The following is a 25,288-nucleotide window of genomic DNA, read 5'->3' on the forward strand; positions in this document are numbered from 1 at the left end:
CCCCATGGACACGGACGCCTGTGGGCGGCGCCGCCTACGCTGCTGCGGTGGAGGTCGTGGTGGCCGTCGGTCGTGCCCAGCCGGACGAACCGGCCGTGCTCACGGGTGCACCCGACGGCCCTGAGGAGGTCCCGGTCGCGCGGCTTCCGGCACGCATCGCCGAGCTGGAGAGCCGGCACCGTCCACGCTGGGTCTGGGCCGACACCGCCCGCCTGTACCCGCACCTGCTCGACGCCGGCGTCCGCGTCGCACGCTGCCACGACCTGCGGCTGTGCCGCCGGATCCTGGCGGCCGGTGAGCACGGTCGCGAGGACCACGACAGCGGCGGTGCGGGCGTGGACCTCGGGCAGGCGCACGGCGCGTCGTGGGAGGCCGGCGCCTCGTGGGAGATCCGCCCCGCCCACGAGCCCACCCTGCTCGACGGGCTCGAGCAGGAGCTGGGGCCCGCCGAGGTCGCGGCCGAGCACGCCCGGCAGCGGGAGGTCGTCGCGGCCTGCCCCGAGCCGGGCCGGCTGCGGCTGCTCCTCGCCGCGGAGTCGGCGGGTGCCCTCGTCGCGGCCGAGATGCGGCACGACGGTCTGCCCTGGGACCGCGCCGCGCACGACCGGATCCTCACCGAGATCCTCGGACCCCGCCCGCCGCACGGGAGCCGGCCCGCCCTCCTCGAAGAGCTCGCCGGCCAGATCCGCACGCACCTGTCCGCGCCGTCGCTCAACCCCGACTCCCCCTCCGACCTCCTGCGCGCGCTCAACGCCGCCGGCATCGAGGTCGGCACCACCCGGAAGTGGGAGCTGAACCAGGTCCGGCACCCCGCGATCCCGCCGCTGCTGGAGTACAAGAAGCTCGCCCGACTGCTCACCGCCAACGGCTGGGCCTGGCTGGAGGAGTGGGTGCACCCCGTCCGTCACCCCGGACCCGGTACCGGACGCGAGCTGGCCCGCTTCCGCCCCGAGTACGTGGTCGCCGGGGTGGTGACCGGGCGATGGGCCACCAGCGGCGGCGGTGCGCTGCAGCTGCCGAAGCAGGTGCGTGGCGCCGTCGTCGCGGACCCGGGCTGGCGGTTCGTGGTGGCGGATGCCGCGCAGCTGGAGCCGCGCGTGCTCGCCGCGATGGCGCGGGACGAGGGCATGGCCGCCGCGGCACGCGGCATCGACCTGTACCAGGGGCTGGTGGACCAGGGGATCGTCGATACCCGGGCACACGCCAAGGTGGCGATGCTCGGTGCGCTGTACGGCTCGACCTCGGGCGAGGCGGGCCGGCTGATGCCGCGGCTGCTGCGGGCCTACCCCCGGGCCACCGGCGTGGTCGAGGCCGCGGCGCGCACGGGTGAGCAGGGCGGCACCGTCCGGACCTGGCTGGGGCGCCGCTCACCCGATCCCCCGCCGGCGTGGCGGGAGGCGCAGCGCGGCGCCGCGGCCGAGGGCGCGGCCGCGGAGGAGGTCCGCCGGGCCCGCCAGCTGGCGCGTGAGTGGGGCCGCTTCACCAGGAACTTCGTCGTCCAGGGCACCGCGGCGGAGTGGGCGTTGTGCTGGCTGGCCGATGTGCGCGGGCGGCTGCGGGCCCTCGCGGCGAACCGCGGCCCGTGGTCCGGGCCGGGCGCCGACGTCGGGCCGCACCTGGTCTTCTTCCTGCACGACGAGGTGGTCGTGCACACCCCGGCGGACCTGGCCGAGGAGGTCGCCGAGGCGGTCCGCGCCGCGGCGGCCGCCGCCGGACGCCTGCTCTTCGGCGACTTCCCGATCGAGTTCCCGCTCGACGTCGCCGTCGTGGAGACCTACGCCGACGCGGCGTGAGCGGCCAGCCACTCGGGCGCGAGCGCGGCCATCGTGACCGCGTCGACCCACTCGTCGTCGAAGCGCAGAGCGTCCCTCGCCACGCCCTCGACCACGAAGCCGGCCTTCTCGTAGACCCGTTGCGCCCGCGGATTGAACGCGTAGACCTCGAGGGCTACCCGGTGCAGGCCGAGCGTCCGGAACGCGTACCCGAGGATCAGGCGAGTGGCCTCCGTCCCGAAGCCCCTGTTCTGCCCCTCCGGTCCGAGGAGGATGCGGAAACCGCAGGACTGGTTCCCGGCGTCCCAGTCGTTGAGCACCACCTCTCCCACGCAGGTGCCGGCGACCTTGTCGACGACCGCGAGATCCAGGCGGTCCTCCTGCTCGTTCCGGGTGGAGTACCAGTCGCGCACCCTGGCGTCCGGCTCGGGGCTGGCCGCGTGCGCCTCCGCGGTGGAGTGGACCGAGCCGGTCAGGCGTTGGACGTCGGGGTCGGCGAGAATCACCGCGATGCGGTCGACGTCCTCCGGGACGAAGGGCCGGAGGACGACGCGCTCGCCTGTCAGGGTGGGTTTGGTGGCGAAGGAGGGCACCGGTCGATCATGCCCGAGCCGGACCCGCGCATCCCCTCGCCGGCCGCGTCCCTGGCGGACGTGCTCGACTGACTCGAGCAGGACGGGCTCTCCTCAGGAGGCGCCGGTCAGGCGGGGACGACGACCGTCCCCGCCCCCTGGAGCCGGATCCCCACCCGCTCGGCCGGTTCGCACCCGCCCGGCGCGACGGCGGTCGCGACCTGTCCGTCCGGGAGGCAGACGTCGACCTCGGTCCGGCCGCGCACGAACCGGGTGGCGACCACCGGCAGCATCATCCCCTCCCGCGCGACCCGCAGCGCCTCCGGCCCGAGGCCGACGAGGACGCCGCTGCCCGGCGCCAGGGCGCGATCCGCGGGCACCTCACCGAGGACGGTCCGGGCGCTCGCGCCGTCGAGCTCGGCGGGCAGGAACGGTCCGTAGCCGAGGAACGCGGCCACCTCCCGACCGGCCGGCGCACGCCAGATCTGGGCCGGCCTCTCCACCTGGACGAGGCGCCCGTCGATGAGGACGGCGACACGGTCCGCGACCGTGAAGGCCTCGTCGTGGTCATGGGTCACGTACAGGGCGGTCGTGCCCGTGGCCCGGAGGATCCGGCACAGGTCACCGGTGAGGCGCTCACGCAGGCCGCGGTCCAGCGCCGAGAGCGGCTCGTCGAGCAGGAGCAGCCGCGGCGCCGGCGCCAGCGACCGCGCGAGCGCCACCCGCTGCGCCTGGCCACCCGACAGGCTGGTGATCGCCCGGCGCTCGTAGCCCTCCAGGCCGACCAGACCGAGCAGCTCGGCCACCCGGGACGCCCGCTCGTCCCGCGGCCGCCCGGTCAGCCCGTAGCCGACGTTCCCGGCGACGGACCGATGCGGGAAGAGCTGGCCGTCCTGGAAGAGCAGGCCGAAGCCGCGGCGGTGCACGGGCAGGTCCGTCACGTCGGTCCCGTTCCAGCGCACCGTTCCCCCGGGCGGCGGCTCGAGCCCCGCGATCGCCCGCAGCAGCGAGGACTTGCCCGAGCCGGAAGGCCCGAGCAGGGCGACCACCTCACCCGCCTGGACGTCCAGGTCCACGCCGGCCACCGCGGTCGTGCCGCCGTAGCGGACGGTCAGGCCGCGCACGGTCAGCCCGTCGGTCACCATCCGGTCGCCTCCTTGGTCCGCATCCGTTCGGCGAGCCCCATGACGGTGGCCGTCAGGGCCGCCAGCACCACGGCGGCCGCGAGTGCCATGCCGTAGTTCTCCGCGCCGGGGCGCCCGATGAGGCGGAAGATCACCACCGGCAGTGTGGGCCGGTCGGGCCGGGCGAGGAACGACGTCGCTCCGAACTCCCCCAACGACACCGCGAACGCGAACCCGACCGCCAGCCCGAGCCCGCGCAGCAGGAAGGGTCCGTCGACCGTGGCGAGGACGCGTGCCGGTGCCGCACCGAGCGCCGCGGCCGCCTGCCGCAGGCGCGGGTCGACGGCGCGCAGCACCGGCAGCACGCTGCGCACCACCAGCGGGATCGCCACGACCGCCTGGGCGATCGGCACGAGCACCGGCGAGGTCCGCAGGTCCAGCGGCGGGGAGTCGAGCGTGATGAGGAAGCCGAAGCCGACGGTGACCGCCGAGACGCCAAGGGGCAGCATGAAGACGCCGTCGAGCAGTCCCGCGGCGCGGCGGGCCGCCCGGCCGCGCGGCCGGCGGGAGACGACCAGCGCCACGAGGCAGCCGACCACGACGGCGAGGACCGTGGCGTCGACGGCGGCCCGTAGCGAGTTCGCGGTCGCCTCCCACACGGTGACGGTGAGCGCGTTCGGCCCGCCGGTGGAGCCGAGGTTGACGTAGTTCTCCAGCGTCCAGCCCTCCGACGTCCGGAAGGACCGCACCACCAGTCCGGCGAGCGGGGTGACCAGGAGGCCGAGGACCACGACGGCGGTGAGCGTGGCCGGCACCAGGTCCGGTCCCGGCCGGAGCGTGCGCAGGCCGCGGGTCACGAGGCGCAGCGGCTGCTCGGCGGCCGCGTCCAGGCGCAGCCGCAGGGCCCGTTCCTGCCGGCGGCGCCCGGCGGCCGCGACCGCGAGCGCGGCGGCCACCACCCCCACCTGGAGCACCGACAGCACGGCGGCGGCGCGCAGGTCCAGGAACTGGGTGGTCTGCACCCAGATCTCGGTCTCGACCGTGCCGTAGTCGAGGCCGCCGAGGACCATGACGACGCCGAACGCCGTCGCGCAGAAGAGGAACACGACCGAGGCCGCCGAGGCGATCGCGGGACCGAGCGCCGGCAGGGTGACGGTGCGGAACGCGCGCACCGGACTCGCACCGAGCGCCCGGGCCGCCTGGACGGCTCGTGGGTCCAGCCGGGCCCACATCCCGCCCACGGTGCGCACCACCACCGCGTAGTTGAAGAACACCAGCGCCAGCACGATGGCGGCGAAGGTCCCGTCCAGCCGCAGGAAGCCGAGCGGGCCGCCCTCGGCGAGCAACGCCCGGAACGCGACGCCGACGACGACGGTCGGCAGCACGAACGGCACGGTCACCACCGCCCGCAGCAGGCCTCGTCCCCGGAATCGGCAGCGGTAGAGGACGTACGCGCCGGGGATCCCGAGCAGCAGGGCGACACCGGTGCCCACGGCCGACTGGGCGAGGGTCAGCCCGACCACCCGCCAGGTGCGCGACCGGGTAAGGATCTCGGCGAACCCGTGCGGGTCCAGCGCGCCGTCGGGCAGGAGGCCGCGTCCGAGCAGGGTCAGCACGGGCCAGGCGAAGAACGTGCCGAGGAAGACCAGCGGGACCCCCGCGGCGAGCGCCCACGCGAGCCTTGCCGGCCAGCGTCCGGGCGTCCGCCCGTGGGGAGCCCCGGACGTTGCCGGAGCGGCTGCGGCGGCCATCAGCCGACCACGATCTCCCGCCACGCGGCGAGCCAGTCCTGACGGTGGGCGTCGACGGTCTCCGGGTCGACGGCGAACGGCTCCTCGGCCGGCGGCGCGTGCCGCTCCCAGGCCTCGGGCAGGTCCACCGAGTCGTCAACCGGGTACATGTACATCTGGCCCGGGATGTCCGCCTGGACCTCGGGCGAGAGCAGGAAGTCGACGAAGGCGCGGGCTCCGTCGACGTTCTGCGCGCCGGCCAGGACGCCGGCGTGCTCCACCTGCCGGTAGCAGGTCTCCAGCAGCGCCCCGGTGCGAGGCTCGCCGCCCCCGTCGGGCACCTCCGCGGCGGGCGAGGAGGCATAGGACAGGACGATGGGCCGGGGCCCGGCGCCCTCGGAGCCGGAGAAGTCGACGTAGTAGGCGTCAGACCAGGAGTCGGACACCGCCAGCCCGTTCGCGGTGAGGTCGCGCCAGTAGTCCTGCCAGCCGTCCTCGCCGAACGCACCGACGGTGGCCAGGAGGAACGACAGCCCGGGCGAGGAGGCCGCCGGGTCGGTCACGACGGTCAGGTCGCGGTAGGCAGGGTCGGTCAGGTCCTCGAGGGTGGTCGGCTCGGCGAGGTCGTGCTCGGCGAACCACCGGTGGTCGACGTTGAGGCACACGTCCCCCTTGTCCACCGGGGTGAGCTCCTCGCCGAGGTCGACCGCGTCCGCGGAGGCCGGCTGCCCGTCGGGCGTGTAGGGGTCGAGGACGCCGGCGTCGACGGCACGCGTCGCGTAGGCGTTGTCGATGCCGTACACCACGTCACCGAGAGGGGCGTCCGCGGTGAGAACGAGCTGGTTGACGAGCGCGCCGGCGTCTCCCGGCGCGAGGGTCTCGAGGGTGTAGCCGGTGTCCTCCTCGAAGGCGGTCAGCAGGTCCTCGCTCAGGGCGAAGGAGTCGTGGGTGACGACCGTGACGGTGCCGCCGGCCGCGCCGTCACCGCCGCCCGGGCCGGCGTCGTCGTCCGAGCCTCCGGTGAGGGTGCAGGCCGTGAGCGCCGCGGTGGCGATGACGGCCGTGGCAGCGTTTGCCGCGCACCGTGTCCTGGTGTGTGTCCTGGTGCGCGTCGTGGTGCGCATGGTCGTCCTCCCGTCGTGCAGGAGGGCCTGCGAGCGGGCTCGCAGGGAGAGACGTCCCGACTCCCTTCGCCGGTGCTAACCGGTGCAGGTTCGAGGGTCTGCGGTGCTCCGCACTCTCAGCGCCCGTGGCGCTCCCCTGTCGTCGCTCGTGACCCTAGCACCGGGCGAGCCCCAGTGAAGAGATCCGCTCTCAGTCCGTCACCGCGGCGACGAGGCGATGGCCTCCACCAGCTCCTCGGCGAGCTGTGGCGTGGCGGCGACGACGCCGGACCAGCGGCGGGTGAGGTCGGTGTCCAGCTCGAGCGGGCTGCCGTGGACGTCGACGACGGCGCCCCCGGCGGCCGGCACGATGAGCGCCGCGGCGGCGAGGTCCACGAGCCGGTGGGTGCGCGAGCCCGGGTCGGCGAAGGCGTCGATGCTGCCCTCGGCGACCAGGAGCGACTCCAGGCAGCTGGAGGAGAGGATCCGGACCCGCTCGGCACGGCCGGCGACCCGCAGCCACGCGTCGGTGGAGTCCCCGCCGGCGTGCCGCTTGGGTCGCAGCATGCTGACCGCGGCCCCGGTCAGCGCCGTGGCGCCCGAGGTGCGGTACGGCACCGGTTCACCGGCCCGGGCGGCGACGCAGTGGCCCTGCTCGAGCCAGCAGATGAGACCCTCGGCGAGCTCGCCGTCCACGTATAGCGCTCCGGAGAAGCACGACAGCGGGACACCGGCGGCGGCGTTGGCGGAGCCGTCGAGCGGGTCGACGACCATCGTGACGCCGCTGCCGCGGTCGACCAGGCCGAGCTCCTCGCTGAGCAGGTTGACCCCGTGCGCCGCGGCGGTCGCGGCGATGGCGTCCTCGACGATCTCGTCGATCCGGTACGTCGGCGTGCCGTCGGCGCCGGTGCGCACCGTCTGCACCAGGCCGGCCCGGTCCCAGGTGTCCCACGCGCGGTTCACGCCGGTGACGGCGGCACGGCAGGCGTCAGCGAGCACGTCGGAGACGGTGTCCGGCACGCGCGGCTCCGGCGCCCGGAAGGGCACCCGGCCGCCGGCTGCCGATCGCTGCTCGGTGGTCACCGGGCCAGTGTCGCTCACGACACCGCCTCGGCGCGCAGCGTGGCGACGGCGTAGGGCCATGTGCCCCGGCCGTCGTCGACGAGCGCGAGATCTGCCCGCATCCCCGCCGCGATGACGCCGCGGTCCGGCAGCCCGGCCACGCGGGCCGGGCCGGAGGTGATGAGCCCGACGGCGCGGGGCAGGTCGACGACCCGCTCCGCGGCGAGGAGGGCCGCGGAGGCCAGCAGCGCCGTCGGGAGGTAGTCCGACGCAAGGGCGTCCACCAGGCCGAGCGAGACCAGCTCACGGGCCGAGACGTTCCCCGAGTGGGACCCGCCGCGCAGCACGTTCGGCGCGCCGGCGACGACGACGAGGTCACGTTCCCGGGCACGGCGTGCTGCGGGCACGGTGGTCGGGAACTCGGCGACGGCGCCGCCGCGTGCGACGAGCGCGTCGATCTCCTCCGGGGAGTCCGGGTCGTGGCCCATGAGCCGGACACGGCCGGCGGTGGCGAGGTCGGACAGCCACGCCAGGTTGGCCTCCCGCACGGCGGCGAGGTCGGCGGCCTCCTCCACCCGCTGCGCGATGCGGGCGTCCGCCTCCTCACCGGTCAGTCCGTCCCGCTCGATCATGAACCGGCGCAGCCCGGCCGGGTCGGCGTACTGCCCCTGGCCGGGCGTGTGGTCCTCGTGGGAGACCAGGGGCGCTGGTGCGCCGTCCTCCAGGCCCGAGACGCGGCGCCGGAGGACCTCGGCGCCGTCGGCGGACAGCACGTCGAGCCGGTGCAGCACGCGGTGGTCGACGCGGTAGGAGGGTGTGGTGTCGGCGACGCGGCACACGTCCAGGGCGCGCTCCGCGCTGCGCGGCACCCCGCGGGTGTTCTTGTGCTGGAACGCGGCGCCGTGGAACATCGTCGTCGTCCCGGCGCCGGCCACACGTCCCTCGAACGAGGCCAGGGCGAACTCGATGGGCACCTCCGCACCGGGGCGCGGTGTCCGCTCGTTCTCGAGCGCGTCGCTGTGCACGTCCACGAAGCCGGGGACGAGCAGCAGGTTCTGGCCGTCGACCACCGGACCGGCGCCCGGGGCTCCCACCGCCGAGCCGCCGCCGGCGGTGACGTCCTGGATCCGGCCGTCCCGCACGGTGAGGGTCGCGTTCTCGAGGATGCGGTCCGGCAGCACGGCTCGGACGTTGCGCAGCTGGTAGCTGGGCCGCGGCGCGCCGAGCGCCCACGGCTGGGCGGTGGAGGTGGCGGGCCGGTCGGCGGTGAGCTGCGTGCTCATGCGGTGCTCCTAGGCGACTTCTTCGAGGGCGGCGTGGTGCTGGGCGAGGATCGTCTCGGGCGTGCCCTCGGCGACCACCCGCCCGGCGTCCATGACGACGGCGCGGCCGGCCAGCCGACGGATGATCTGCATGTCGTGGTAGACGGCGAGCACGCTGACCCCGGCAAGGTCCTCGATGAGCTCCAGTGCCCGCTCACGGTTCGCCGGGTCGAGCGCCGAGACCGGCTCGTCCAGGAGCAGCAGCCGGGGCGGGCTGACCACCCCGGCGGCCAGGTTGACCCGCTGCCGCTCACCGCCGGACAGGACGCTGCAGTCGATCTCCCACAGCGGCTCGTCGATCCCGAGGCGGCGCAGCGCGGCGACGGCCGCCTCGCGGGCCTCGGGCGGGGCGAGGCCGCGCCGCCGGGCCGCGGCGGCCACGTGCTGCAGCGGTCCGGTGCGCGGCGGGGCGGCGAGGAACTGCGAGACGTAGCCCAGCTCCCGGCCGCGCAGCCGCGCCATCTGCCGGTCCGGCAGGGCGGTCAGCTCGACGGCCCGGTCCTCCAGAGCCAGCGTCACGGTGCCGGCGTCCGGCAGATAGTTGCGGTAGACGCAGCGCAGCAGGCTGGACTTCCCGGCACCGGAGGCACCCGCGACGGCGACGTGCTCGCCGGTACCGACGTCGAGCGAGACGCCGTCGAGCGAGGTCACCGTCCGGCCGGACACCGCGTGCATGGTGAAGGTCTTCCGTAGGTCACGCACCGAGAGGATCGGTCCGCCGCTGTCTGTCATGGTCGCTCCCTCGGTGGTCACGTCGCTCACCCGCGGGCTGCGGCGACGAGGCGCTGGGTGTACGCCTCGTGCGGGTCGGCGAAGAGCTGGTCGGTCAGGCCCTGCTCGATGACCCGGCCCCGGTGCATGACCACCGCCCGGTCCGTGAGCGTGCGGATGACGCCGAAGTCGTGGCTGACCACGACCACGGCGATGCTGCGCTCCGCGAGCAGCTCTCGCAGCAGGTCCAGGACGCCCGCGGCCACCGAGGCGTCCAGGCCGGTGGTGGGCTCGTCGAGGAGCAGCACGTCCGGGTCGGTCGCCAGCGCCTTGGCGATCTGGACGCGTTGGCGCATGCCGCCGGAGAACTGCCCGACGACGTCGTCCATCCTGTTCAGCGGGACCTCGACGCGGTCCAGCAGGGCGGCGGCCCGGCGGCGGATGTCGTGGTAGGACCGCCAGCCCGCCGCGGTGAGCCGGTCGGCGATGTTGCCGCCGGCGGAGATCCGCAGGTCCAGGCCCGCCGCCGGGTCCTGGTAGACGACCGACAGCAGCCCCACGCGCAGCGCTCGGCGCCGGGACAGGGAGAGGTCGAGGACGTTGCTGCGGCCCTCGTCGTAGCCGCCGAGGCGCACGTCCCCGGTGGTGGCCTCCTCGTCGCCGATGATGCAGCGCATCACGGTGGACTTCCCCGAGCCGGACTCGCCGATGATCCCGAGGGCCTCGGCCGGGGCGACGTCGAAGCTCACCCCGGTCGCGGCGACGACACCGGTCGAGCCGCGTCGCGCCCCGTAGGTCTTGCCCAGGTCGGTGACCTTCAGCGCCCACTCCTCCCCCGGCGCGGTGGCGGTCCGCGTGGAACCGTCGGTGAGCGCGTGACCCGCGAGCAGCCCCGGGTCGGACACGAAGTCCTCGGCCCGGGCGCGCACCCGCTGGGTCGGGTCGGGGTAGTAGCGGGTCGGGGCGAGCTCGGCGTGGTCCGCGGGGTCGACGTCACCGGACCGGACGCGGGCGCACCACTCGACGTCGGAGCACAGGAACTTCCCGTCCGAGGTCTGCACGAGGTAGGTGTCCGCCGAGCCGCACAGGCCGCAGGCCGATCCCGGGGTGCGCTCGACCTCGAACGGGACGTCGTCGAAGGTGACCGGCTCGACCGTGGTGTGGGGCGGGACCGCGTAGACCTTCTTGTCGCGGCCGTGGCACAGGATGGTCAGCTGGTCCCCGCCGAGCCGCGGGACGTCCCACCGCGGGATGGGGCTGGGGGCCATGAGGTAGCGACCCTCGACCATGACGGGGTACCCGGCGCCCTGGTTGATGACGCCGCCGGTGACGAGGTCCTCGTACATGCCGACCCACATGCGGGAGTAGTCGGCCTCGGCGTGCATCCGGCGGCACTCGGTCACGGACTTCTCGATGCCGCGCAGCGGTTCGGAGACCGGGACCTGCAGGACCAGGGTCTGCCCGGTTCGCATCCGGTCCTCCGGGATGCGGTGCCGGGACTGCACGATGGTGGCGTCCCGGGTGTCGGCGGTGCCGCCGCAGCCGAGGGTGCCGCGGATCAGGCGGCGCAGGTTGACCGCGTTGACGGACTCCTCGTCGCCCTGGTCGATGACCTTGACGACGTCGTCGGGACCACCGACGGCGAGAGTCACCTGCAGGCCGCCGGAGCCCCAGCCGCGGGCGACAGGCATCTCGCGGGATCCGAAAGGCACCTGGTAGCCGGGGACGGCCACGGCGGTGAGAGTGGCGCGGCGGACCTCGCGCTTGCCCTGCTCGTCGAGGACAGCGGGACGGTCGCGGCCCTCCGTGGCGGCGTCGATCTCGTCGATCAGGGCGGCGGTGCTCATACGTTCGCCTCCTCGGGCTGGGCCTGCTCGGCCGGCTCGCTCTGCTCGGCCCTTGCGGCTGTGCCTGATGCGGCGCTTCCTCGCACTCCGCTCGTCCCTCGCTCGTGCTCGTCGGCGGCCGGGCCTGACTGGCCGTCTCCTCGCACTCCGCTCGTCCCTCGCTCGTGCTCGTCGGCGGCCGGGCCTGACTGGCCGTCTCCTCGCACTCCGCTCGTCCCTCGCTCGTGCTCGTCGGCGGCCGCGAGCGCCCGTTCGATCATCGAGCGGAACGTCACGTAGTGCGGCATCTTCAGGTGCTCCAGGAAGCCGTTGGCGGCCAGCCCGTCGGTGGTGAGCATGACCACCTGCTGGAGCGCGGCGCCCTCGGCCGTCTCCCGGTACCGGGTGAGCGCGCTGTCGACGTTCGCCATCGCGATGGCCTTGCGCTCGTTGTGACCGAGCGCGAGGCCGTAGCCGGCGGTGAACCGGGACGGGTCCTCGCCGCGCTCGTTCAGATGGTCGATCGCCTCGCACTCGGTGATCCGCAGGTCTCCGATGGTCACCGGGTTGCCCGTGTAGGGGTGCTCGACGGAGACCGGGACGTGGCCGTGGCGGACCTCGCCGAGGGTGACCGACTCGTCGGAGTAGCCGTCCGGCCCGAGAACCGACCGGTACCAGATGTTCACCAGCGCGCCCGTCTCGGCGATCGCCATCGCGGACAGCAGCGCGGACCGCGGCGCCGGCAGCCGCACCGGCTCCAGGGCGAGGTCGTACGGCTCGGGGTCTGTGGGGTCGGTCCGGTCCAGCAGGAGGTCGTTCGCGGCGAGGTACCGGGTGTAGCGACGTGGCGTCTCGTCCGGATGGGCCGTCGCTGCGCCGTTCTCGCCGGCCTCGGCCTGCGCCATGACCTCGAGAATCTCGTCCGTGGGCGGCAGCGGGTCCCCGTGGCCCGGCCGACGCACGAGGCGGGGCGAGTAGTCCACCGTCTCGCCGAGCAGCTGCGGCCCGTCCGGCTTGCGGTGCGCCGAGCTGATGCGCCGGTCGAGGACCGTCTCGTCGGGGTCGATCGGGCGGCTGAACGCGAACCGGGTGAGCGTGGAGCGGTGCGCCCGCAGCAGGTGGACCGCCTCCGCGGTGTCCCCGCCGCCCTGGATGAAGGCGGCGGCGGCGAGCTGCTCGTCCCAGAGCCCGCCCTCCCCCATGATCCGGTCGAGGATGTGCGGGAACGCGGCACGGACGGCCTCGACGTCGACCGCGGTGCCGTCGGTCGACTGCTCCGACAGCCGCCGGGCGCGCAGCGCCTCCGCGGCCAGGATCGCGGCGGTCCCGCCGCGATTGCCTCCGGCGTACGTCATGACGTCACCTCGATCCGAGTGGTCCGGGGCAGGGCGGCGACGGCGCCGTCCGGTGCCACCAGCACCAGGTCGACGCCGGCGGGGAAGTCGCGGCAGCGCTCGTCGCGGTCGGCGAGGGCTTCCGCGGTGAGGCCGTCGACGCGCAGCTCGCGGACGCCGTCGACCCCGGGGCCGGACAGCAGCAGGCACGGGCCGTCCGTGGCCCGCTCGCCGAGCGCGGTGACCTGCTGCGCGAGCAGGGCGCCGTGCTCGGGCAGCCAGGCGGACCCGGGGGGCAGCTCGAGCAGCCGGCGCGGTGCCGGTGGCCGGGTGGACAGGACCATGCGGGCCTGGGCGAGCGGCACCAGCGGGGCGCCGGTGATCCGGGCGACCTCGGCCGTCAGGGCGGCGTCGGCGTCGTCCAGCCCGGCCACCGGTGACATGAGGTCCGCGAGCGCGAGCAGGAGGGCCGCCGCGGCGGGCCGGCCCTCGAGGGCCTCCACGTCCGGCAGGTGCTGGACGTCACCGGGCCGGGCCATGGCCTCCAGGGCGGCGCGGTAGGTCCGCTGGGCCTGCGCCGGCGTGAACGCCGCGAGCGTCCGGGTGGCGGGGGCGGCGGAGACGGTGGTGGTCACGGGACCTCCTCGAACTCGACGATGGTCGGCACGAGCCGTGCCCACTCCGCGGCGCGCGCCTCGGCGAGGTGTGCTCGGGTGCGGCGCGCCAGGTCCTCGATCGCCGCGCACTGCGGCCCGCCGCGCTCGGCCTCGGCGTCACAGATCGCCTGTGCGAGGGCGGCCTGACGGTCCTCCCCCATGCGCAGCGCCCACCCGAGGTGGCCGTCGAGGCTGACCTCTGCCTGGGTGGTCAGGACGTCGGCGAGGATGAACCGGTGGCGGGAGAGCGGCTCCCGGACCTGGGCGACGACGGTGCCCACCTGCGGGGTGCGGGTGACCTGGACGGCGTCCCGGCCGGCGCCTGCCGTCACCCGGTCGGCGATCGCGACGACGGCGCCCGCCTCGGCCCGCGCCAGCAGCTCGGTCCGCTCCTCCCGGGTGAGGTGATCGGCTCGTGTGCTCATGCCAACCACCCTGACGAGCGAAGGTGACCCGTTCGGCGCGGGAGCGTGGACCGGGGGTGAACGTCCGGGTAAACCGCGCGTGACTTGTTCGGCGCGGCCATCTCAGCGGACCACCCGACGGGCCCACACCGCGATCGCCTCGACGCTCAGCACGACCGCGAGGACCAGCAGCACGATGGTGGTCACGACCCCGAACTCCTGCACGCGGGCGGCGTTGAGCAGGTAGAAGCCGATGCCGCCCGCGCCGACGATCCCGAGCAGGGTCGCCGAGCGGATGTTGACGTCGAGCTGGTACAGCACGTGCGCGACGAACGCCGGGAGTGCCTGCCGCAGCGTCGCCCCGAAGAACACCTGGCTGCGGGTGGCGCCGGCCGCGCGCAGCGCGTCCTGGACCCGCACGTCGGTCTCCTCGACGGAGTCCGCGACGAGCTTGCCGAGCAACCCGACGGAGCCGATGCCCAGCGCCAGCGCGCCGGGGACGGGCCCGAGGCCGGTGATGACGATGAGCACGATCGCGATGATGAGCTCGGGGAAGGCCCGCACCGTGACGATCACCGTCCGCAGCGCGGTCGCCACCCGCGGGTGGGGGGCGACGTTCCGCGCCGCCAGCACACCGATCGGCAGCGCCAGGACCATGCCGAGCAAGGTCGCGGCGAGGCCGATCTGCACGGTGATGAGCAGCGCCTCGAGCAGGGTGGGCAGGATGCCGCCCGTCTCCGGGGGCCAGAACAGCCCGACGGCGGCGGGTAGGCCGGCCAGGTTCTCGCCGAGCGCGGCCACGTCGATGCCGCTGCCGACCGTCGCGGCCGCGAGGACCGCGACGGTGACGAGCACGCCGGCCAGGCGGCGGATCCGCTCGGCGTCCCAGGGCGGGGTGACGCGGACGCGGCCGTCGCGGCGCCGCTGCGGCCGGTGCGTCTCCCGCGGGGCGTGCACCCAGGCGTCGGTGAGGCGGCCGAGCCAGCCGCCGCGGTCCCCCGCGCCGGGTGCCAGACGGGCCCGGATCGCCCCGGAGAGCAGCTCGAGCAGGACGCACACGACGAGCACGACGAGGGCGAGCGCCATGCCGCGCTGGTAGTTCATCGTGCGCAGCGCGTTCGCGATCTCCATGCCGATGCCGCCGACGCCCACGTAGCCGAGCAGCACCGCCGTTCGCAGGTTGATGTCGAACCGGTGCAGGGCGGTGGCCACGACCTGCGGCATGACCTGGGGCAGGACGGCACCGGTGATCCACTGCCAGCGCCGCCCGCCTGCGGCGGTGATGGCCTCGGGCGGTCCGGCGTCGACCTGCTCGATCGCGTCCGCGTAGAGCTTGCCGATCATGCCGACGGAGTGGAACGCCAGGGCCAGGATCCCGGGCAGCGCCCCGAGCCCGAGGAACCGGAAGAGGACGATCGCGAAGATGACGTCGGGGATGGCGCGGCTGAGCACGATGAGGGAGCGGGCGGCGCCGCGGGCGAGTGGGCCCGTCGTGGTGTTCGCGGCGGCGAAGATGGCCGCCGGCGTGGACAGCACGACGGCCAGGGCGGTCGCGACGACGACGATCGCCAGCGTCTGCGCGGTCATCGCGACGAGCTCGCCCAGCGGCGGGAAGTCGAGCGGGACCACACGCGCGAGGAACGCCGTCGCGTTGTCGACGCTGTCGACCATGGTCGCGAGGTTGATCCGCAGGTCGATGACCGACCACACGGCCGCCGCGAGCACGCCGAGCAGCACCACGACGGCGCCGGCGGACCGCACGCGGGGCCGGGGGCGCCGCGGGACGGCGAGCGCCGTGGGACGGGCCGCGCGTCCTGCCGGAGCGGTGAGCGCGCTGATGGTCAGCTCCCGGCGCGCGCCAGCCGCGGCACCCGCCGCGCCGTCCGGGCGGCCACGGCCGGCCTGACGGGCTCCGGTGCCGCGGGCGCGGAGGCGTAGACCTCCAGCGCGTCCGATCGGCTCATGCCCGCCGCGTCCCGGTCGAGCACCACCCTGCCGTCGTTGAGGCCGACGACCCGGTCGGCGACGTCGAGAGCCAGGTCCACCTGGTGGAGGCTGCACAGCACGGTCAGGTCACGCTCCTGGCTGATGGCGGCCAGCAGCTCCATGACGCCGGCGGAGGACACCGGGTCCAGCGACGCGACGGGCTCGTCGGCGAGCAGCACGGTCGGGTGCTGGATCAGTGCCCGCGCGATGGCGACGCGCTGCTGCTGCCCGCCGGAGAGCGTGTCCGCCCGCTGGAAGGCCTTGTCGGCCAGGCCGACGCTGGCGAGCTCAGCCATCGCCGCCTCCCGCACCGCCCGCGGGTAGCTGAACAGGCCGAACCGGGGCCCGCGCAGCGAGCCGAGCTTCCCGGTGCAGACGTTCTCGAGGACGGACATCGGCCCGACGAGGTGGAAGTGCTGGAAGATCATCCCGACCCGGCACCGCAGCTCCCGCAGCGTCCGCGCGGACGCGTCGTGGACCTCGACCCCGAGGGTCGAGATGCGGCCGGACGTCGGGCGGTGCAGCCCGTTGACGTGCCGCAGCAGGGTGGACTTCCCGGACCCGGACAGGCCGAGCAGCACGTTCATGCGCCGGGGTGCGACGTCCATGGTCACGTCGTCCAGCGCGGTGACGGCGCCGAAGCGCTTGGTGACGTTCTCCAGGCGGATGACGGTCTCGGTGTCCGCGAGTGCGGCAGCTGCGCTCATCGGAAGGCTCCTCACTCCACGCAGGACGGTGAACGGGTGATGTCGCAGACCTCGCGGATGCCGTCGTACAGGCTGTCCTCGACCGGGACGTACCCGTAGGTGTGGGACTCCGGCATCACGCAGTCGTCCTCGGACTCGCAGTAGCCGTTCTCCACCATCCACGGCACGTTCATGTCCTCGGCGAAGAGGGTGCTGAGCTGGTCCCGGAGCTCCTGCGGCAGCCGGTCGCTCATCACGGTGGGGCTGCCGGGGATCACCTCGGACTCCCAGACCACCTCGAGGTCGCCCTCCTGGAGCTGGCCCGACTCGACGAGCTCCTGGGTGACCATCGTGTCGTAGGCGAAACCGGCGTCGCAGGTACCGTCCGCGACCGAGAGGGCCGAGGCGTCGTGGCCACCCGCGAGCACGGGCTCGACGTCGTTCTCGGGGTCGATGTCGTTCTCCATCAGCCCGGCCGACGGGTAGAGATAGCCGGAGGTCGACGTCGGGTCCACGAAGCAGACCCGCTGCCCCTCGAACCCGGCGAGGTCGGTGATGTCGCTGCCGGCGGGCACGATCCCGTAGGACCGGTAGCCCGGGTCCTCGTCGGCGGAGTCCACCACCGCCCCGAGCAGCTCGACGCCGGCGTCGCCGTCCTTGGCGGTGACGTAGGAGAACGGTCCGAGCGCCGCCACGTGGACCTGGCCGGCGCGCAGGGCCTCGATGACGGCGGCGTAGTCAGTGGCCTCCTGCTGCTCCACGGGGATGCCCGTCTCCTGCTCGATGACATCCATGACGTGGCCGTAGTCCTCGGTGATGCTCGAGGCGTTCTCGCTCGGGATGGAGGCGAACACCAGCGTCTCGGGTGTCTCGCCGGCCTCGGAGCTTGCGTCTCCGCCGCCGGCGGCCGCGCCGGCACCGGCTCCGCCGTCGGCGTCCTCCGCGGCGGAGGAGCCGCACGCGGCGAGCAGCAGGGCGGACGCTGCCGCGGCCGCGAGCGCGGCAACGGGGCGTCGGGCAGGTCGGGTCATCGCTCTCTTCCTCTGGTCGGGCCCGGGAGGGCCGGGCGTCCCGACCAGGCTCACGTGCGTGCCTGACCTGCCGTCCACGGGTCACGCAACACGTGAGGGCGGGGCGGTGAACTCTCGTCGAACTTGCGGGACAAGTCGCGCCGGGTCGTGCGGTCTCAGCCGGGGTACGCCAGGTCGGGGTTGTCGAACTCGAAGACGAGGCGGATGACGTCCTGCCGCATCCAGGACCGGGAGTAGAGCAGGGCGCGCCCGGTGCGGGCGTCGCGGGTGACGGTCTCGATCGTCCAGACGGGGACCGCCCGCTCGAGCTCGAGGCGCTCCTCGACGTCCTCGGGCGGGAAGTCGGGCGCAGCCCGGCTCCACGCCCGGACCGGCTGGTACCGGCCCATGCGCAGCACCTCGTTGAGGGACTCGACGGCGCGCAGCGAGACGTCGACGTGCTCCAGGACCTCGGGGGCGAGCCACTCCTCGATGCTGTTGGCGATGAGGTCGTCGACGTAGCCGACCCGCAGCAGACGGTTCAGCGGCGTCCCGGGGTCGCACTCGAGGGCCGTGGCGACGACGTCGGGCACCGGCATCTGCGTGACGTCGACGAGGAACGTCCGGGCCTCGCTGCCTGCGGCGGCGACCGTCTGGTGGAGCGAGGGCGGGTTGCGGGAGGAGATGACGTAGTCGATCCGGTTGTTGAGGAAGGTCCCGGCACCCTGGACCCGGCGGAGCAGGAACCGGGTGACGAGCTCGTCCAGCGCCGCGCGCACCAGCGACCGGGAGACCCCGAAGCGCCGCATGAGCTCGTGCTCGCTCGCGACGCGCGTACCCGCCGGCAGGCCGGCGAACTCCTCGCCGAGTCTCCGGGCCAGGCTGCGCGCCGACCAGTCGCTCACAGCGGGGACGCTAGGTCCACCGGGTGAACGGAATGCGTCCGCCCGGTGACCGGTGTGGCCGGCGCCGGGCGCGAGCGCCGAAGCCGGTCAGACCTCTTCGACGCGCTTGTCCTTGGGACCGCCGTACCACTTCGTGGCGCCCCGCAGTGCCAGGTGCCGGGCGACGCCGAGCAGGGCACCGGAGACCACGGTGAAGGCGATGACCTCCCACCACTCGACCTCGGGGTCGTCCTCGTCGACCGGCGGCTCGTGGCCGGTGACCGCACGCCATCCCACTGTGATCGCCTTCGTCGTCACCACGGTGGCGCCGAGCGTGGCCACGGCGCTGACGAGCTTCCAACCGATGTCCATGCCATCTCCCTCGACCTGTGAGGCAATCCTGCGGGACCCGTCCGATCATGCCGGACAAGCCCGCCGAGCGCGACGTCGGTCCGCGTCCGCCCCCGACCCGGCCGGTGACGTCACACCGCGAGGGCTAGGGGCGTGGGCGGCGGGCGCCGAGGCGGCGCGCCACCTCCTCGTCGGAGAGCTTCGCGGCCTTCTCGAGGTCGTCGGTGAGCTGGTCCACGACGAGCTGGTCCGACTCGATCCGGCGGGTGCGGTAGCCGGCGCGTCCGACCATGTGCGCCGAGATCGGCGCCGTGACGAGCTGGCACGCGACCACCAGCAGCAGCGTCCACACGACGAACGCCTCGCGCACGCTCAGCGCCAGGCCGCCCATGAGCAGCATCAGGCCGAGCGTCTGGGGCTTCGTCGCCGCGTGCATGCGTGTCAGCAGGTCCGGGAAGCGGACCAGGCCGATCGCGGCGACGAGGGCGAGCAGGGAGCCGAGGAGCATCAGCACGGCACCCGCGAGGTCGGCGACGTCGGTCCAGGTCATCGCTCCTCCCCATCCGCGCCCTGCGGCCCGGGGCCGGTCTCGGCGCCCGGCTCCGCCGCGGCGTCGGGGTCGTGCACCGGGGCGGCGGCGTCGTCCTCGACCTCCTCGGCCGCGGCCGCCCGGAGCTCCTCGGTACTCAGGATCCGGGCCTCCTCCGGCGTCTCGGCGGCCGCGAACCGGGCGAGCGCCACCGAGCCCGTGAAGCCCACCACGGCGAGCACGGCGAGCAACGGCACGAGGTCGGACCGGTCCGCCAGCGCGGTCATCAGGCCCGCCGCCCCCAGCACGACGATGGTGACGACGTCCAGGGAGACCGCCCGGTCGAACATGGTCGGCCCCTTCTCCATCCGGAAGAGCGCCAGCAGCACGGCCCCGGCCAGCAGCACGAGGCAGACCACGAGCACGGCGTCGACGACGGACCCGACGCTCATGCCGGCTCACCTCCCTCGGCCGGTGCAGGGGCGAGACGTCCGGCACGCGGGGAGGACCCGGGCACGTAGCCGGCGTCGCGGAGCTGATCGTCGGAGGCGAAGGCCCGCAGGACGCGTTCCTCCTGCGCGAGCACGATCTGGCGGGCGCCGTCGAGGCCGCCGTGCATCTCGATGTCGAAGACGTGCACGTACAGCGTCCCGGTCAGCCGGTGCGCCTCGACGACGATCGAGCCGGGCACCAGAGAGGTGAACCCCGAGGTGGCGGCGAGGAAGACGTCGGAGTGCGACCGGAGCCGCACCCGGATGACGGCGCCCGAGGGAGTCTGCCTCCCCAGTGCCGTCGCGGCGACCTGCACGGAGGCGACGCTGACGTCGGCGAGGAACCGGGCGAGCAGGCGCACCACACCCCACGGCCGGACCTTGCCCTCGAAGGACACCCGGGGCAGCGGCGTCACAGTGGTGACGAACAGCGCGACGCCGAACCCGGCGACCACGTTCGCCACCGTGAGGTCGCCCCACAGCAGCACCCAGACCGCGGTCAGCCACGCCAGCATGCCCCACGAGACCCTCGGGCGGTGGCGGCGCGGCTGGTGCTCGCCGACGGCGCGGTCGTCGCTCATCCCTCCCCCTCCGGTGTGCCGCGGTCACCCTCCTGGGTGACGTCCGGCGAGACCCCCGTCCCCCGTCCCCCGTCCGGGAGCACGGAGAAGATGTACGGCGTCCGGGCCCGCAGGTTCTCGGCCGCGGCGTCGGTGTAGCCGTACAGGCTGCCGGCGAGGACGGTCAGCCCCAGCGAGAGGGCCACCAGCGCGCCCGCGGGCCCGACCATCCCGCGGGGCGTGCGGGTCTGCGGCAGCTCCTCGGGCGCCTCCTGCCAGAAGGCCATGTTCCAGGCCTTGGTGATCGCGTAGAGGGTCAGCAGCGAGGTGATGATGCTGCCGACGATGAGCGCGTAGGACAGGCCGCCGCCGCTCGCCGCGGCGGCCTCCATCAGGCCCGCCTTCCCGAGGAACCCGGTCAGGGGCGGGATGCCGGCGAGGTTCATCGCGGGGACGAAGAACAGCACGGCGAGCAGCGGGGAGAGCCGGGCCAGCGAACCGAGCCGGACCAGGGACGTGGTGCCGCCGCGGCGCTCGACGAGGCCGGCGACGAGGAACAGCGCCGTCTGCACGGTGATGTGGTGGACGACGTAGAAGATCGCGGCGGACAGGCCGGCCGCGGTGGCGGTGGCGACCCCCCACACCATGAAGCCGATGTGGCTGACGAGGGTGAAGGACAGCAGACGCTTGATGTCGTCCTGCGCGACGGCGCCCATGATGCCGATCACCATCGTCGCGAGCGCGACCACCATGAGCAGGCCGTCGAGGCGGCCGTCCGGGAAGAGCAGCACCTGGGTGCGGATGATCGCGTAGACACCGACCTTGGTGAGCAGGCCGGCGAAGACCGCCGTGACGGGAGCTGGCGCCGTCGGGTAGGAGTCCGGCAGCCACGCGGACAGCGGGAAGACGGCAGCCTTGATGCCGAACGCGACGAGCAGGATGAGCTGCAGCACGAGCTGGGTGCCCGGGTCGATCTCCGGCAGCCGCAGCGCCAGCTGCGCGAGGTTCAGGGTGCCGGCGGCCGCGTAGACCAGCGCGATGGCCACGAGGAAGATGATCGAGCTGACGAGCGAGACGACGACGTAGATCGTCCCGGCCCGGATGCGGGGGCGGGTGCCGCCGAGCGTGATGAGCACGAAGCTGGCGCCGAGCAGGACCTCGAAGCCGACGTACAGGTTGAACAGGTCGCCCGAGACGAACGCGTTGGACACCCCGGCGGAGAGCACGAGGAAGGTCGGGTGGAAGACCGCGAGCGGGGCGCCGTCGTCGCCGTCCGCGAGACCCTGCGCCAGCGAGTAGAGCAGGACGGCCAGGGTCACGGACACGGAGACCACCAGCATGAGCGCGCTGAGGCGGTCGACCACGAGGGAGATGCCGACGGGCGCTGCCCAGCCTCCGACGTCGACCACGAGCGGACCGTCCTGGACCAGGACGAGCAGCGTGACGGCGACGGCGAGCACCGCGCTGAGGACCGCGACGGACACCACGCGCTGCACCCGGTGGTAACGGGCCAGGGCGAGGGCGAAGCCGGCGCCGACGAGCGGCAGGACGACGGGGAGCGGGACGAGCCAGGTCATCGCTCCCCCTCCCGGTCGTGGGCCCCGAGCGCGGCCGGGTGGTGTCCCTCGTCGGCGTGCTCGCCTTCGCCCGTCTCCATCTCGTCCCGGGTGGTGGCGGCGTCCTCCGCCAGGGTGGTGCCGGCGTCGTCCGTGGCCCGCTCCGACAGCTCGTCCCGCGCGGCACGCTCGGCGATCCGGCGGTCCTCGAGGTCGTCCTGGACCTCGTCGTGCCCGTTGAGCTGCCAGGACCGGTACGCCATCGCCAGGAGGAACGACGTCAGTCCGAGCGTGATGACGATCGCGGTGAGGATCATCGCCTGCGGCAGGGGGTCCGACATCTCGGCCGGCTCCGTCTGACCGATGATCGGGGCTCCGCCGGCACGTCCGCCCGCGATGAGGACGAGCACGTTCACGCCGTTGGACAGCAGCGCGATGCCGATGACGACCCGGGTCAGGGACCGCTCGAGCAGCAGGTAGACGCCGGTGCCGACCAGCACGCCCGCGAGGACCACGAGGGCCAGGCTGGGCGAGACGTCGATGAATGTGCCGGGGCTCATCGGGACCCCTCCTCCGCCGCCGATCCCGCGGACACGACCGCGTCCTCGCGGACCGCGGCCGGGTGGTCGAAGGACACGTCCGGCGCCTGCTTGCCCTCGAGCTCGCCCTGCCGGTCCACCTCGGCGCCGAGCGAGCGCAGGATGTCCAGGACCAGGCCGACGACGAGCAGGTAGACGCCGACGTCGAAGAACAGGGCGGTGGCGAGGTGCACGTCGCCGAAGATCGGCAGGTGCAGGTCGACGACGGCGGACTGCAGGACGGTGCCGCCGAAGAAGAGCGGCACGGCGCCGACGCCCGCGGACAGGAACAGGCCGGTGCCGAGCAGGAGCCCGGGGTGCAGCGGAGCGGCCTCACCGAGCTCGTGCCGGCCGCCGGCGAGGTAGCGCACGACCAGGGCGATCCCCGCGATGAGACCCGCGGCGAACCCGCCACCGGGTGCGTTGTGGCCGGAGAAGAGCAGGAAGAGCGAGAAGACGCCGAGGGTGTGGAACACGAACCGGGTGCCGATCTCGAAGATCACCGACCGGCGCTGCGGCTCGACGCCGCCGGCGGCCGAGAGCCAGGTCCGGTCCCGGCCCGGGCGCCGCACGTCCCGCGCGGGCTCGAGGAGCACGCCGGTGCGCAGGCGGGCGGCGAGGTCCGAGCCGCCCGCGACGCCCACGCCCGGCACGTCGGCGGCGCGGTCGATGCGACCGACCCGCATCCGGAGGAAGACCAGGGATGCGACCCCGGTGGCCGCCACCAGCAGGACGGCGATCTCGCCCATGGTGTCCCAGGCGCGGATGTCGACGAGGGTGACGTTGACGATGTTCCGGCCGTAGCCGTACTGGTAGGCCTCGTCGGGGAAGTGGACGGCGACGCTCTCGTGCACCCGGGACCCGGTGGCGATGACGCCGAGCAGGGCGGCCGTGGTCCCGACGACGAGCCCGAGGATGGCACGCCACCACCGGGACCGCGCGAGGGGCCGGTTGGAGAAGTAGGCGGGCAGCCGGCGCAGGACGAGGACGAAGACGACGAGCGTGACGGTCTCCACCAGCACCTGGGTCAGGGCGAGGTCGGGCGCCCCGTGCAGGGCGAACAGCAGGGCGATCCCATAGCCGCAGACACCGAGCAGCAGCACGGCCTTGAGGCGCCGTCGCGCGCGGGTGACGAGCAGGGCGGCCACGCACACGACGGTCACGACCACCGCCTGGCTGATGGAGTCCCAGGGCCGCAGCCGCTCGGGCCACGCCGTACCGCCGACGGCTGCCGCGCCCGCCGCGACGACGACCACGGTGACGAGCACGATGGAGAGGTAGGCCGGAAGAGAGCCGCGCTGAGTGAGGGCGGTGACGTCCGCGGCGAGCAGGTCGAGTCCGCGCAGCGACTTGCGGTACAGGCCCTCGGTGCCCTCGACGTCGCGGAAGAGCCGTTGGAACCGCTCCACCGGATCCCGTGCTACGAAGAGGAGGACGCCGAGGAGCAGCACACCGACCGTGATGAGCAGGGGCAGCCCCAACCCGCCCCAGAGCGTCAGGTGCCCGGCCTCTCCGGGATAGGTGTCCACGTGGCCGGCGAGCAGTGACTCCAGCCGGCCGGGCAGGAGCCCGAGTGCCGTGCCCACCACCGCGAGGATCACCGGGGCGGCCATGATGAGCCGCGACGTGCGCTGCGCCGTCGGCACGACCACGCCGTCCTTGCTCCAGAACGCCCCCCACCAGAACCGGAGCCCGTAGCCGAGGGTGAGCACGGATCCGACCGCGACCGCCACGAGCGTCAGGACGTCGGTCGTGGTCCCGCCGTGCACGAGGGCCTCGAGCGCGGCCTCCTTCGCCACGTAGCCCAGGGCCGGCGGCAGCCCGACCATCGACGCGACGGCCAGCGCGCCGGCGGTCGCCGCGACCGGCATGCTGCGCCCCAGACCGGAGAGGCGGCGCAGGTCGCGCGTTCCGACGGACCAGTCGATGACCGCGACGAGCAGGAACAGGGACGCCTTGAACAGCGCGTGAGCCAGCAGCAGCGCGAGGCCGGCGAGGGCGACGGCGCGCTCGCCGTGCCCGACGAGCACGGTGATGAGGCCGAGCTGGGAGACGGTGCCGAACGCGAGCACGAGCTTGAGGTCGTGCTGGCGCAGGGCGCGGTACCCGCCGACCAGCAGCGTGACCAGCCCGATGCCCACCACCGCGACCTGCCAGACCTGCTCGACGGCGGGATCGCGCGCGAACCCGGGGGCGAGCCGCGCCACGAGGTAGACACCCGCCTTCACCATCGCGGCGGCGTGCAGGTACGCGCTGACCGGCGTGGGCGCCGCCATGGCGGCCGGCAGCCAGAAGTGGAACGGCACGAGCGCCGACTTGGTCAGCGCACCGAGCAGGACGGCACCGACGGCGACGGGGACGAGCGCTCCCGGGGCCGCCGCGCCGAGCGTCCCGGCCTGGGCGGACGCGACCAGCTCCCGGATGCCGTACGAGCCGCCGTCGACCTCACCGAGGACGATGAGGCCACCCAGCATCGCCAGGCCGCCGAGCGTGGTCACCACGATGGCCTGCTGCGCGGCGCGGCGGGCGGACTGCCGCTCGTGGTAGTGCGCGACGAGCAGGTAGGAGAAGACGGTGGTCAGCTCCCAGAACACGTACAGCAGCAAGGTGTTGTCCGTGAGCACCAGACCGAGCATCGCCCCGGCGAACGCGACGAAGAGCCCGGCGAAGCGGCCCAGCGCGGACGCCTTCGCGGAGAAGTAGGCGGCGCAGGAGACGAGCACGAGGGCGCCGATGCCGCCGACCACCAGGGTCATCAGCCAGCTCAGGGTGTCCAGCCGGAAGGTCAGCTCCAGCTGGAGCGAGGGCACCCACGCCACCGCCTGGGTGGGGTGCTCACCGGCGAGCACCTCCGGTGTCCGCAGCGCGGCCCAGACGGCGGCAGAGGCGGGGACCGCGGCGAGCAGCAGGAAGGCGCGGCGGCCGAGGCGACCGACGATCGAGGGCGCGACAAGGGCCGCGACCAGGTGGATCGCCAGCAGCTGCAGCACGGGCCGCTCCAGGGCTCGGTTGCGGTTCGTCTCTCCGCCACCGCCCGGAGG

Annotated in this window: 23 protein-coding genes and 1 riboswitch; of the genes, 1 reads left to right on the forward strand and 22 read right to left on the reverse strand. The window is 74.1% G+C overall.

The genetic code is table 11. The annotated features are described in order from the left end of the window. Positions 1–47 precede the first annotated feature (47 nt). Complete coding sequence (locus tag ACFQQL_RS00220; protein ID WP_382390044.1) at positions 48–1,793, forward strand: bifunctional 3'-5' exonuclease/DNA polymerase; 1,746 nt, start codon at positions 48–50, stop codon at positions 1,791–1,793. Here the strand turns inward: ACFQQL_RS00220 and ACFQQL_RS00225 are convergent. The 22 genes from ACFQQL_RS00225 to ACFQQL_RS00330 all read right to left on the reverse strand — a co-directional run bounded on the left by ACFQQL_RS00225 (position 1,775) and on the right by ACFQQL_RS00330 (position 25,237). Next, positions 1,775–2,365 (reverse strand): GNAT family N-acetyltransferase, encoded by a 591-nt coding sequence (locus ACFQQL_RS00225; RefSeq protein WP_382390046.1) that lies wholly within the window; start codon positions 2,363–2,365, stop codon positions 1,775–1,777. The two genes, ACFQQL_RS00220 and ACFQQL_RS00225, sit on opposite strands and share 19 nt — an antisense overlap. Before the next feature lie 107 nt (positions 2,366–2,472). Next, entirely contained in the window at positions 2,473–3,489 is a 1,017-nt protein-coding gene (locus ACFQQL_RS00230) for an ABC transporter ATP-binding protein (protein ID WP_382390048.1), read from the reverse strand. Further along, complete coding sequence (locus tag ACFQQL_RS00235; protein ID WP_382390050.1) at positions 3,483–5,219, reverse strand: ABC transporter permease; 1,737 nt, start codon at positions 5,217–5,219, stop codon at positions 3,483–3,485. Before ACFQQL_RS00235 ends, ACFQQL_RS00230 begins: the two co-directional genes overlap by 7 nt. Then, a complete protein-coding gene (locus tag ACFQQL_RS00240) occupies positions 5,219–6,322 on the reverse strand; it encodes a thiamine ABC transporter substrate-binding protein (RefSeq protein WP_382390052.1) in 1,104 nt (367 codons plus the stop codon). The genes ACFQQL_RS00235 and ACFQQL_RS00240 overlap by 1 nt, the downstream gene beginning before the upstream one ends. A gap of 44 nt (positions 6,323–6,366) precedes the next feature. Next, positions 6,367–6,470, reverse strand: a riboswitch (TPP riboswitch). Between the two features lie 50 nt (positions 6,471–6,520). After that, a complete protein-coding gene (locus tag ACFQQL_RS00245) occupies positions 6,521–7,384 on the reverse strand; it encodes an inositol monophosphatase family protein (protein ID WP_382390054.1) in 864 nt (287 codons plus the stop codon). Positions 7,385–7,398: 14 nt separating this feature from the next. Then, on the reverse strand, positions 7,399–8,646 hold the full coding sequence (locus ACFQQL_RS00250) for an alpha-D-ribose 1-methylphosphonate 5-triphosphate diphosphatase (protein WP_382390056.1): 1,248 nt from the start codon (positions 8,644–8,646) through the stop codon (positions 7,399–7,401). Positions 8,647–8,655: 9 nt separating this feature from the next. Further along, the gene (locus ACFQQL_RS00255; protein WP_382390058.1) at positions 8,656–9,417 is read right to left on the reverse strand and encodes an ATP-binding cassette domain-containing protein; all 762 of its coding nucleotides are present in this window, start codon (positions 9,415–9,417) and stop codon (positions 8,656–8,658) included. A 26-nt stretch (positions 9,418–9,443) separates the two neighbouring features. Next, positions 9,444–11,243, reverse strand: a complete 1,800-nt coding sequence (locus ACFQQL_RS00260; protein ID WP_382390060.1) for an alpha-D-ribose 1-methylphosphonate 5-phosphate C-P-lyase PhnJ — start codon at positions 11,241–11,243, stop codon at positions 9,444–9,446. Next, positions 11,240–12,577 carry a carbon-phosphorus lyase complex subunit PhnI gene (locus ACFQQL_RS00265; protein WP_382390062.1) on the reverse strand — a complete coding sequence of 446 codons (1,338 nt, stop codon included), beginning with the start codon at positions 12,575–12,577 and terminating at the stop codon, positions 11,240–11,242. The genes ACFQQL_RS00260 and ACFQQL_RS00265 overlap by 4 nt, the downstream gene beginning before the upstream one ends. Beyond that, positions 12,574–13,191, reverse strand: a complete 618-nt coding sequence (gene phnH / locus ACFQQL_RS00270) for a phosphonate C-P lyase system protein PhnH (RefSeq protein WP_382390064.1) — start codon at positions 13,189–13,191, stop codon at positions 12,574–12,576. The genes ACFQQL_RS00265 and phnH overlap by 4 nt, the downstream gene beginning before the upstream one ends. Then, the gene (locus ACFQQL_RS00275) at positions 13,188–13,637 is read right to left on the reverse strand and encodes a phosphonate C-P lyase system protein PhnG (RefSeq protein ID WP_382390066.1); all 450 of its coding nucleotides are present in this window, start codon (positions 13,635–13,637) and stop codon (positions 13,188–13,190) included. Before ACFQQL_RS00275 ends, phnH begins: the two co-directional genes overlap by 4 nt. Before the next feature lie 102 nt (positions 13,638–13,739). After that, positions 13,740–15,377 carry a phosphonate ABC transporter, permease protein PhnE gene (gene phnE, locus ACFQQL_RS00280; RefSeq protein ID WP_382390068.1) on the reverse strand — a complete coding sequence of 546 codons (1,638 nt, stop codon included), beginning with the start codon at positions 15,375–15,377 and terminating at the stop codon, positions 13,740–13,742. 80 nt (positions 15,378–15,457) lie between these two features. Next, positions 15,458–16,309, reverse strand: a complete 852-nt coding sequence (gene phnC, locus ACFQQL_RS00285; RefSeq protein WP_382390070.1) for a phosphonate ABC transporter ATP-binding protein — start codon at positions 16,307–16,309, stop codon at positions 15,458–15,460. 11 nt (positions 16,310–16,320) lie between these two features. After that, entirely contained in the window at positions 16,321–17,319 is a 999-nt protein-coding gene (locus tag ACFQQL_RS00290) for a phosphate/phosphite/phosphonate ABC transporter substrate-binding protein (protein ID WP_382390072.1), read from the reverse strand. Positions 17,320–17,474: 155 nt separating this feature from the next. Next, positions 17,475–18,203: a GntR family transcriptional regulator gene (locus ACFQQL_RS00295; protein ID WP_382390074.1), complete on the reverse strand. Its 729-nt coding sequence runs from the start codon at positions 18,201–18,203 to the stop codon at positions 17,475–17,477. Positions 18,204–18,290: 87 nt separating this feature from the next. Continuing rightward, a complete protein-coding gene (locus tag ACFQQL_RS00300) occupies positions 18,291–18,554 on the reverse strand; it encodes a DUF4235 domain-containing protein (RefSeq protein ID WP_382390076.1) in 264 nt (87 codons plus the stop codon). Between the two features lie 124 nt (positions 18,555–18,678). Beyond that, complete coding sequence (gene mnhG / locus ACFQQL_RS00305; RefSeq protein WP_382390078.1) at positions 18,679–19,083, reverse strand: monovalent cation/H(+) antiporter subunit G; 405 nt, start codon at positions 19,081–19,083, stop codon at positions 18,679–18,681. Further along, the gene (locus tag ACFQQL_RS00310) at positions 19,080–19,514 is read right to left on the reverse strand and encodes an MrpF/PhaF family protein (RefSeq protein ID WP_382390080.1); all 435 of its coding nucleotides are present in this window, start codon (positions 19,512–19,514) and stop codon (positions 19,080–19,082) included. Before ACFQQL_RS00310 ends, mnhG begins: the two co-directional genes overlap by 4 nt. Continuing rightward, on the reverse strand, positions 19,511–20,134 hold the full coding sequence (locus ACFQQL_RS00315; protein ID WP_382390082.1) for a Na+/H+ antiporter subunit E: 624 nt from the start codon (positions 20,132–20,134) through the stop codon (positions 19,511–19,513). Before ACFQQL_RS00315 ends, ACFQQL_RS00310 begins: the two co-directional genes overlap by 4 nt. Continuing rightward, positions 20,131–21,690, reverse strand: a complete 1,560-nt coding sequence (locus ACFQQL_RS00320) for a Na+/H+ antiporter subunit D (RefSeq protein ID WP_382390084.1) — start codon at positions 21,688–21,690, stop codon at positions 20,131–20,133. Before ACFQQL_RS00320 ends, ACFQQL_RS00315 begins: the two co-directional genes overlap by 4 nt. Then, a complete protein-coding gene (locus ACFQQL_RS00325; RefSeq protein ID WP_382390086.1) occupies positions 21,687–22,229 on the reverse strand; it encodes a Na(+)/H(+) antiporter subunit C in 543 nt (180 codons plus the stop codon). Before ACFQQL_RS00325 ends, ACFQQL_RS00320 begins: the two co-directional genes overlap by 4 nt. Further along, the gene (locus ACFQQL_RS00330) at positions 22,226–25,237 is read right to left on the reverse strand and encodes a Na+/H+ antiporter subunit A (RefSeq protein ID WP_382390088.1); all 3,012 of its coding nucleotides are present in this window, start codon (positions 25,235–25,237) and stop codon (positions 22,226–22,228) included. The genes ACFQQL_RS00325 and ACFQQL_RS00330 overlap by 4 nt, the downstream gene beginning before the upstream one ends. Positions 25,238–25,288 lie beyond the last annotated feature (51 nt).

Origin of the sequence: Georgenia alba (assembly GCF_042665525.1) — a bacterium.
Lineage (GTDB): Bacteria > Actinomycetota > Actinomycetes > Actinomycetales > Actinomycetaceae > Allobogoriella > Allobogoriella alba.

Coding starts and splice junctions, on each gene's coding strand:
- ACFQQL_RS00260 (WP_382390060.1), bottom strand. CDS start 11,243: ATGAGCACCGCCGCCCTGATCGACGAGATCGACGCCGCCACGGAGGGC.
- ACFQQL_RS00235 (WP_382390050.1), bottom strand. CDS start 5,219: ATGGCCGCCGCAGCCGCTCCGGCAACGTCCGGGGCTCCCCACGGGCGG.
- ACFQQL_RS00320 (WP_382390084.1), bottom strand. CDS start 21,690: ATGACCTGGCTCGTCCCGCTCCCCGTCGTCCTGCCGCTCGTCGGCGCC.
- ACFQQL_RS00255 (WP_382390058.1), bottom strand. CDS start 9,417: ATGACAGACAGCGGCGGACCGATCCTCTCGGTGCGTGACCTACGGAAG.
- ACFQQL_RS00290 (WP_382390072.1), bottom strand. CDS start 17,319: ATGACCCGACCTGCCCGACGCCCCGTTGCCGCGCTCGCGGCCGCGGCA.
- ACFQQL_RS00250 (WP_382390056.1), bottom strand. CDS start 8,646: ATGAGCACGCAGCTCACCGCCGACCGGCCCGCCACCTCCACCGCCCAG.
- ACFQQL_RS00310 (WP_382390080.1), bottom strand. CDS start 19,514: ATGAGCGTCGGGTCCGTCGTCGACGCCGTGCTCGTGGTCTGCCTCGTG.
- ACFQQL_RS00275 (WP_382390066.1), bottom strand. CDS start 13,637: ATGAGCACACGAGCCGATCACCTCACCCGGGAGGAGCGGACCGAGCTG.
- ACFQQL_RS00230 (WP_382390048.1), bottom strand. CDS start 3,489: ATGGTGACCGACGGGCTGACCGTGCGCGGCCTGACCGTCCGCTACGGC.
- ACFQQL_RS00315 (WP_382390082.1), bottom strand. CDS start 20,134: ATGAGCGACGACCGCGCCGTCGGCGAGCACCAGCCGCGCCGCCACCGC.
- ACFQQL_RS00325 (WP_382390086.1), bottom strand. CDS start 22,229: ATGAGCCCCGGCACATTCATCGACGTCTCGCCCAGCCTGGCCCTCGTG.
- mnhG (WP_382390078.1), bottom strand. CDS start 19,083: ATGACCTGGACCGACGTCGCCGACCTCGCGGGTGCCGTGCTGATGCTC.
- ACFQQL_RS00265 (WP_382390062.1), bottom strand. CDS start 12,577: ATGACGTACGCCGGAGGCAATCGCGGCGGGACCGCCGCGATCCTGGCC.
- phnC (WP_382390070.1), bottom strand. CDS start 16,309: ATGAGCGCAGCTGCCGCACTCGCGGACACCGAGACCGTCATCCGCCTG.
- ACFQQL_RS00240 (WP_382390052.1), bottom strand. CDS start 6,322: ATGCGCACCACGACGCGCACCAGGACACACACCAGGACACGGTGCGCG.
- ACFQQL_RS00300 (WP_382390076.1), bottom strand. CDS start 18,554: ATGGACATCGGTTGGAAGCTCGTCAGCGCCGTGGCCACGCTCGGCGCC.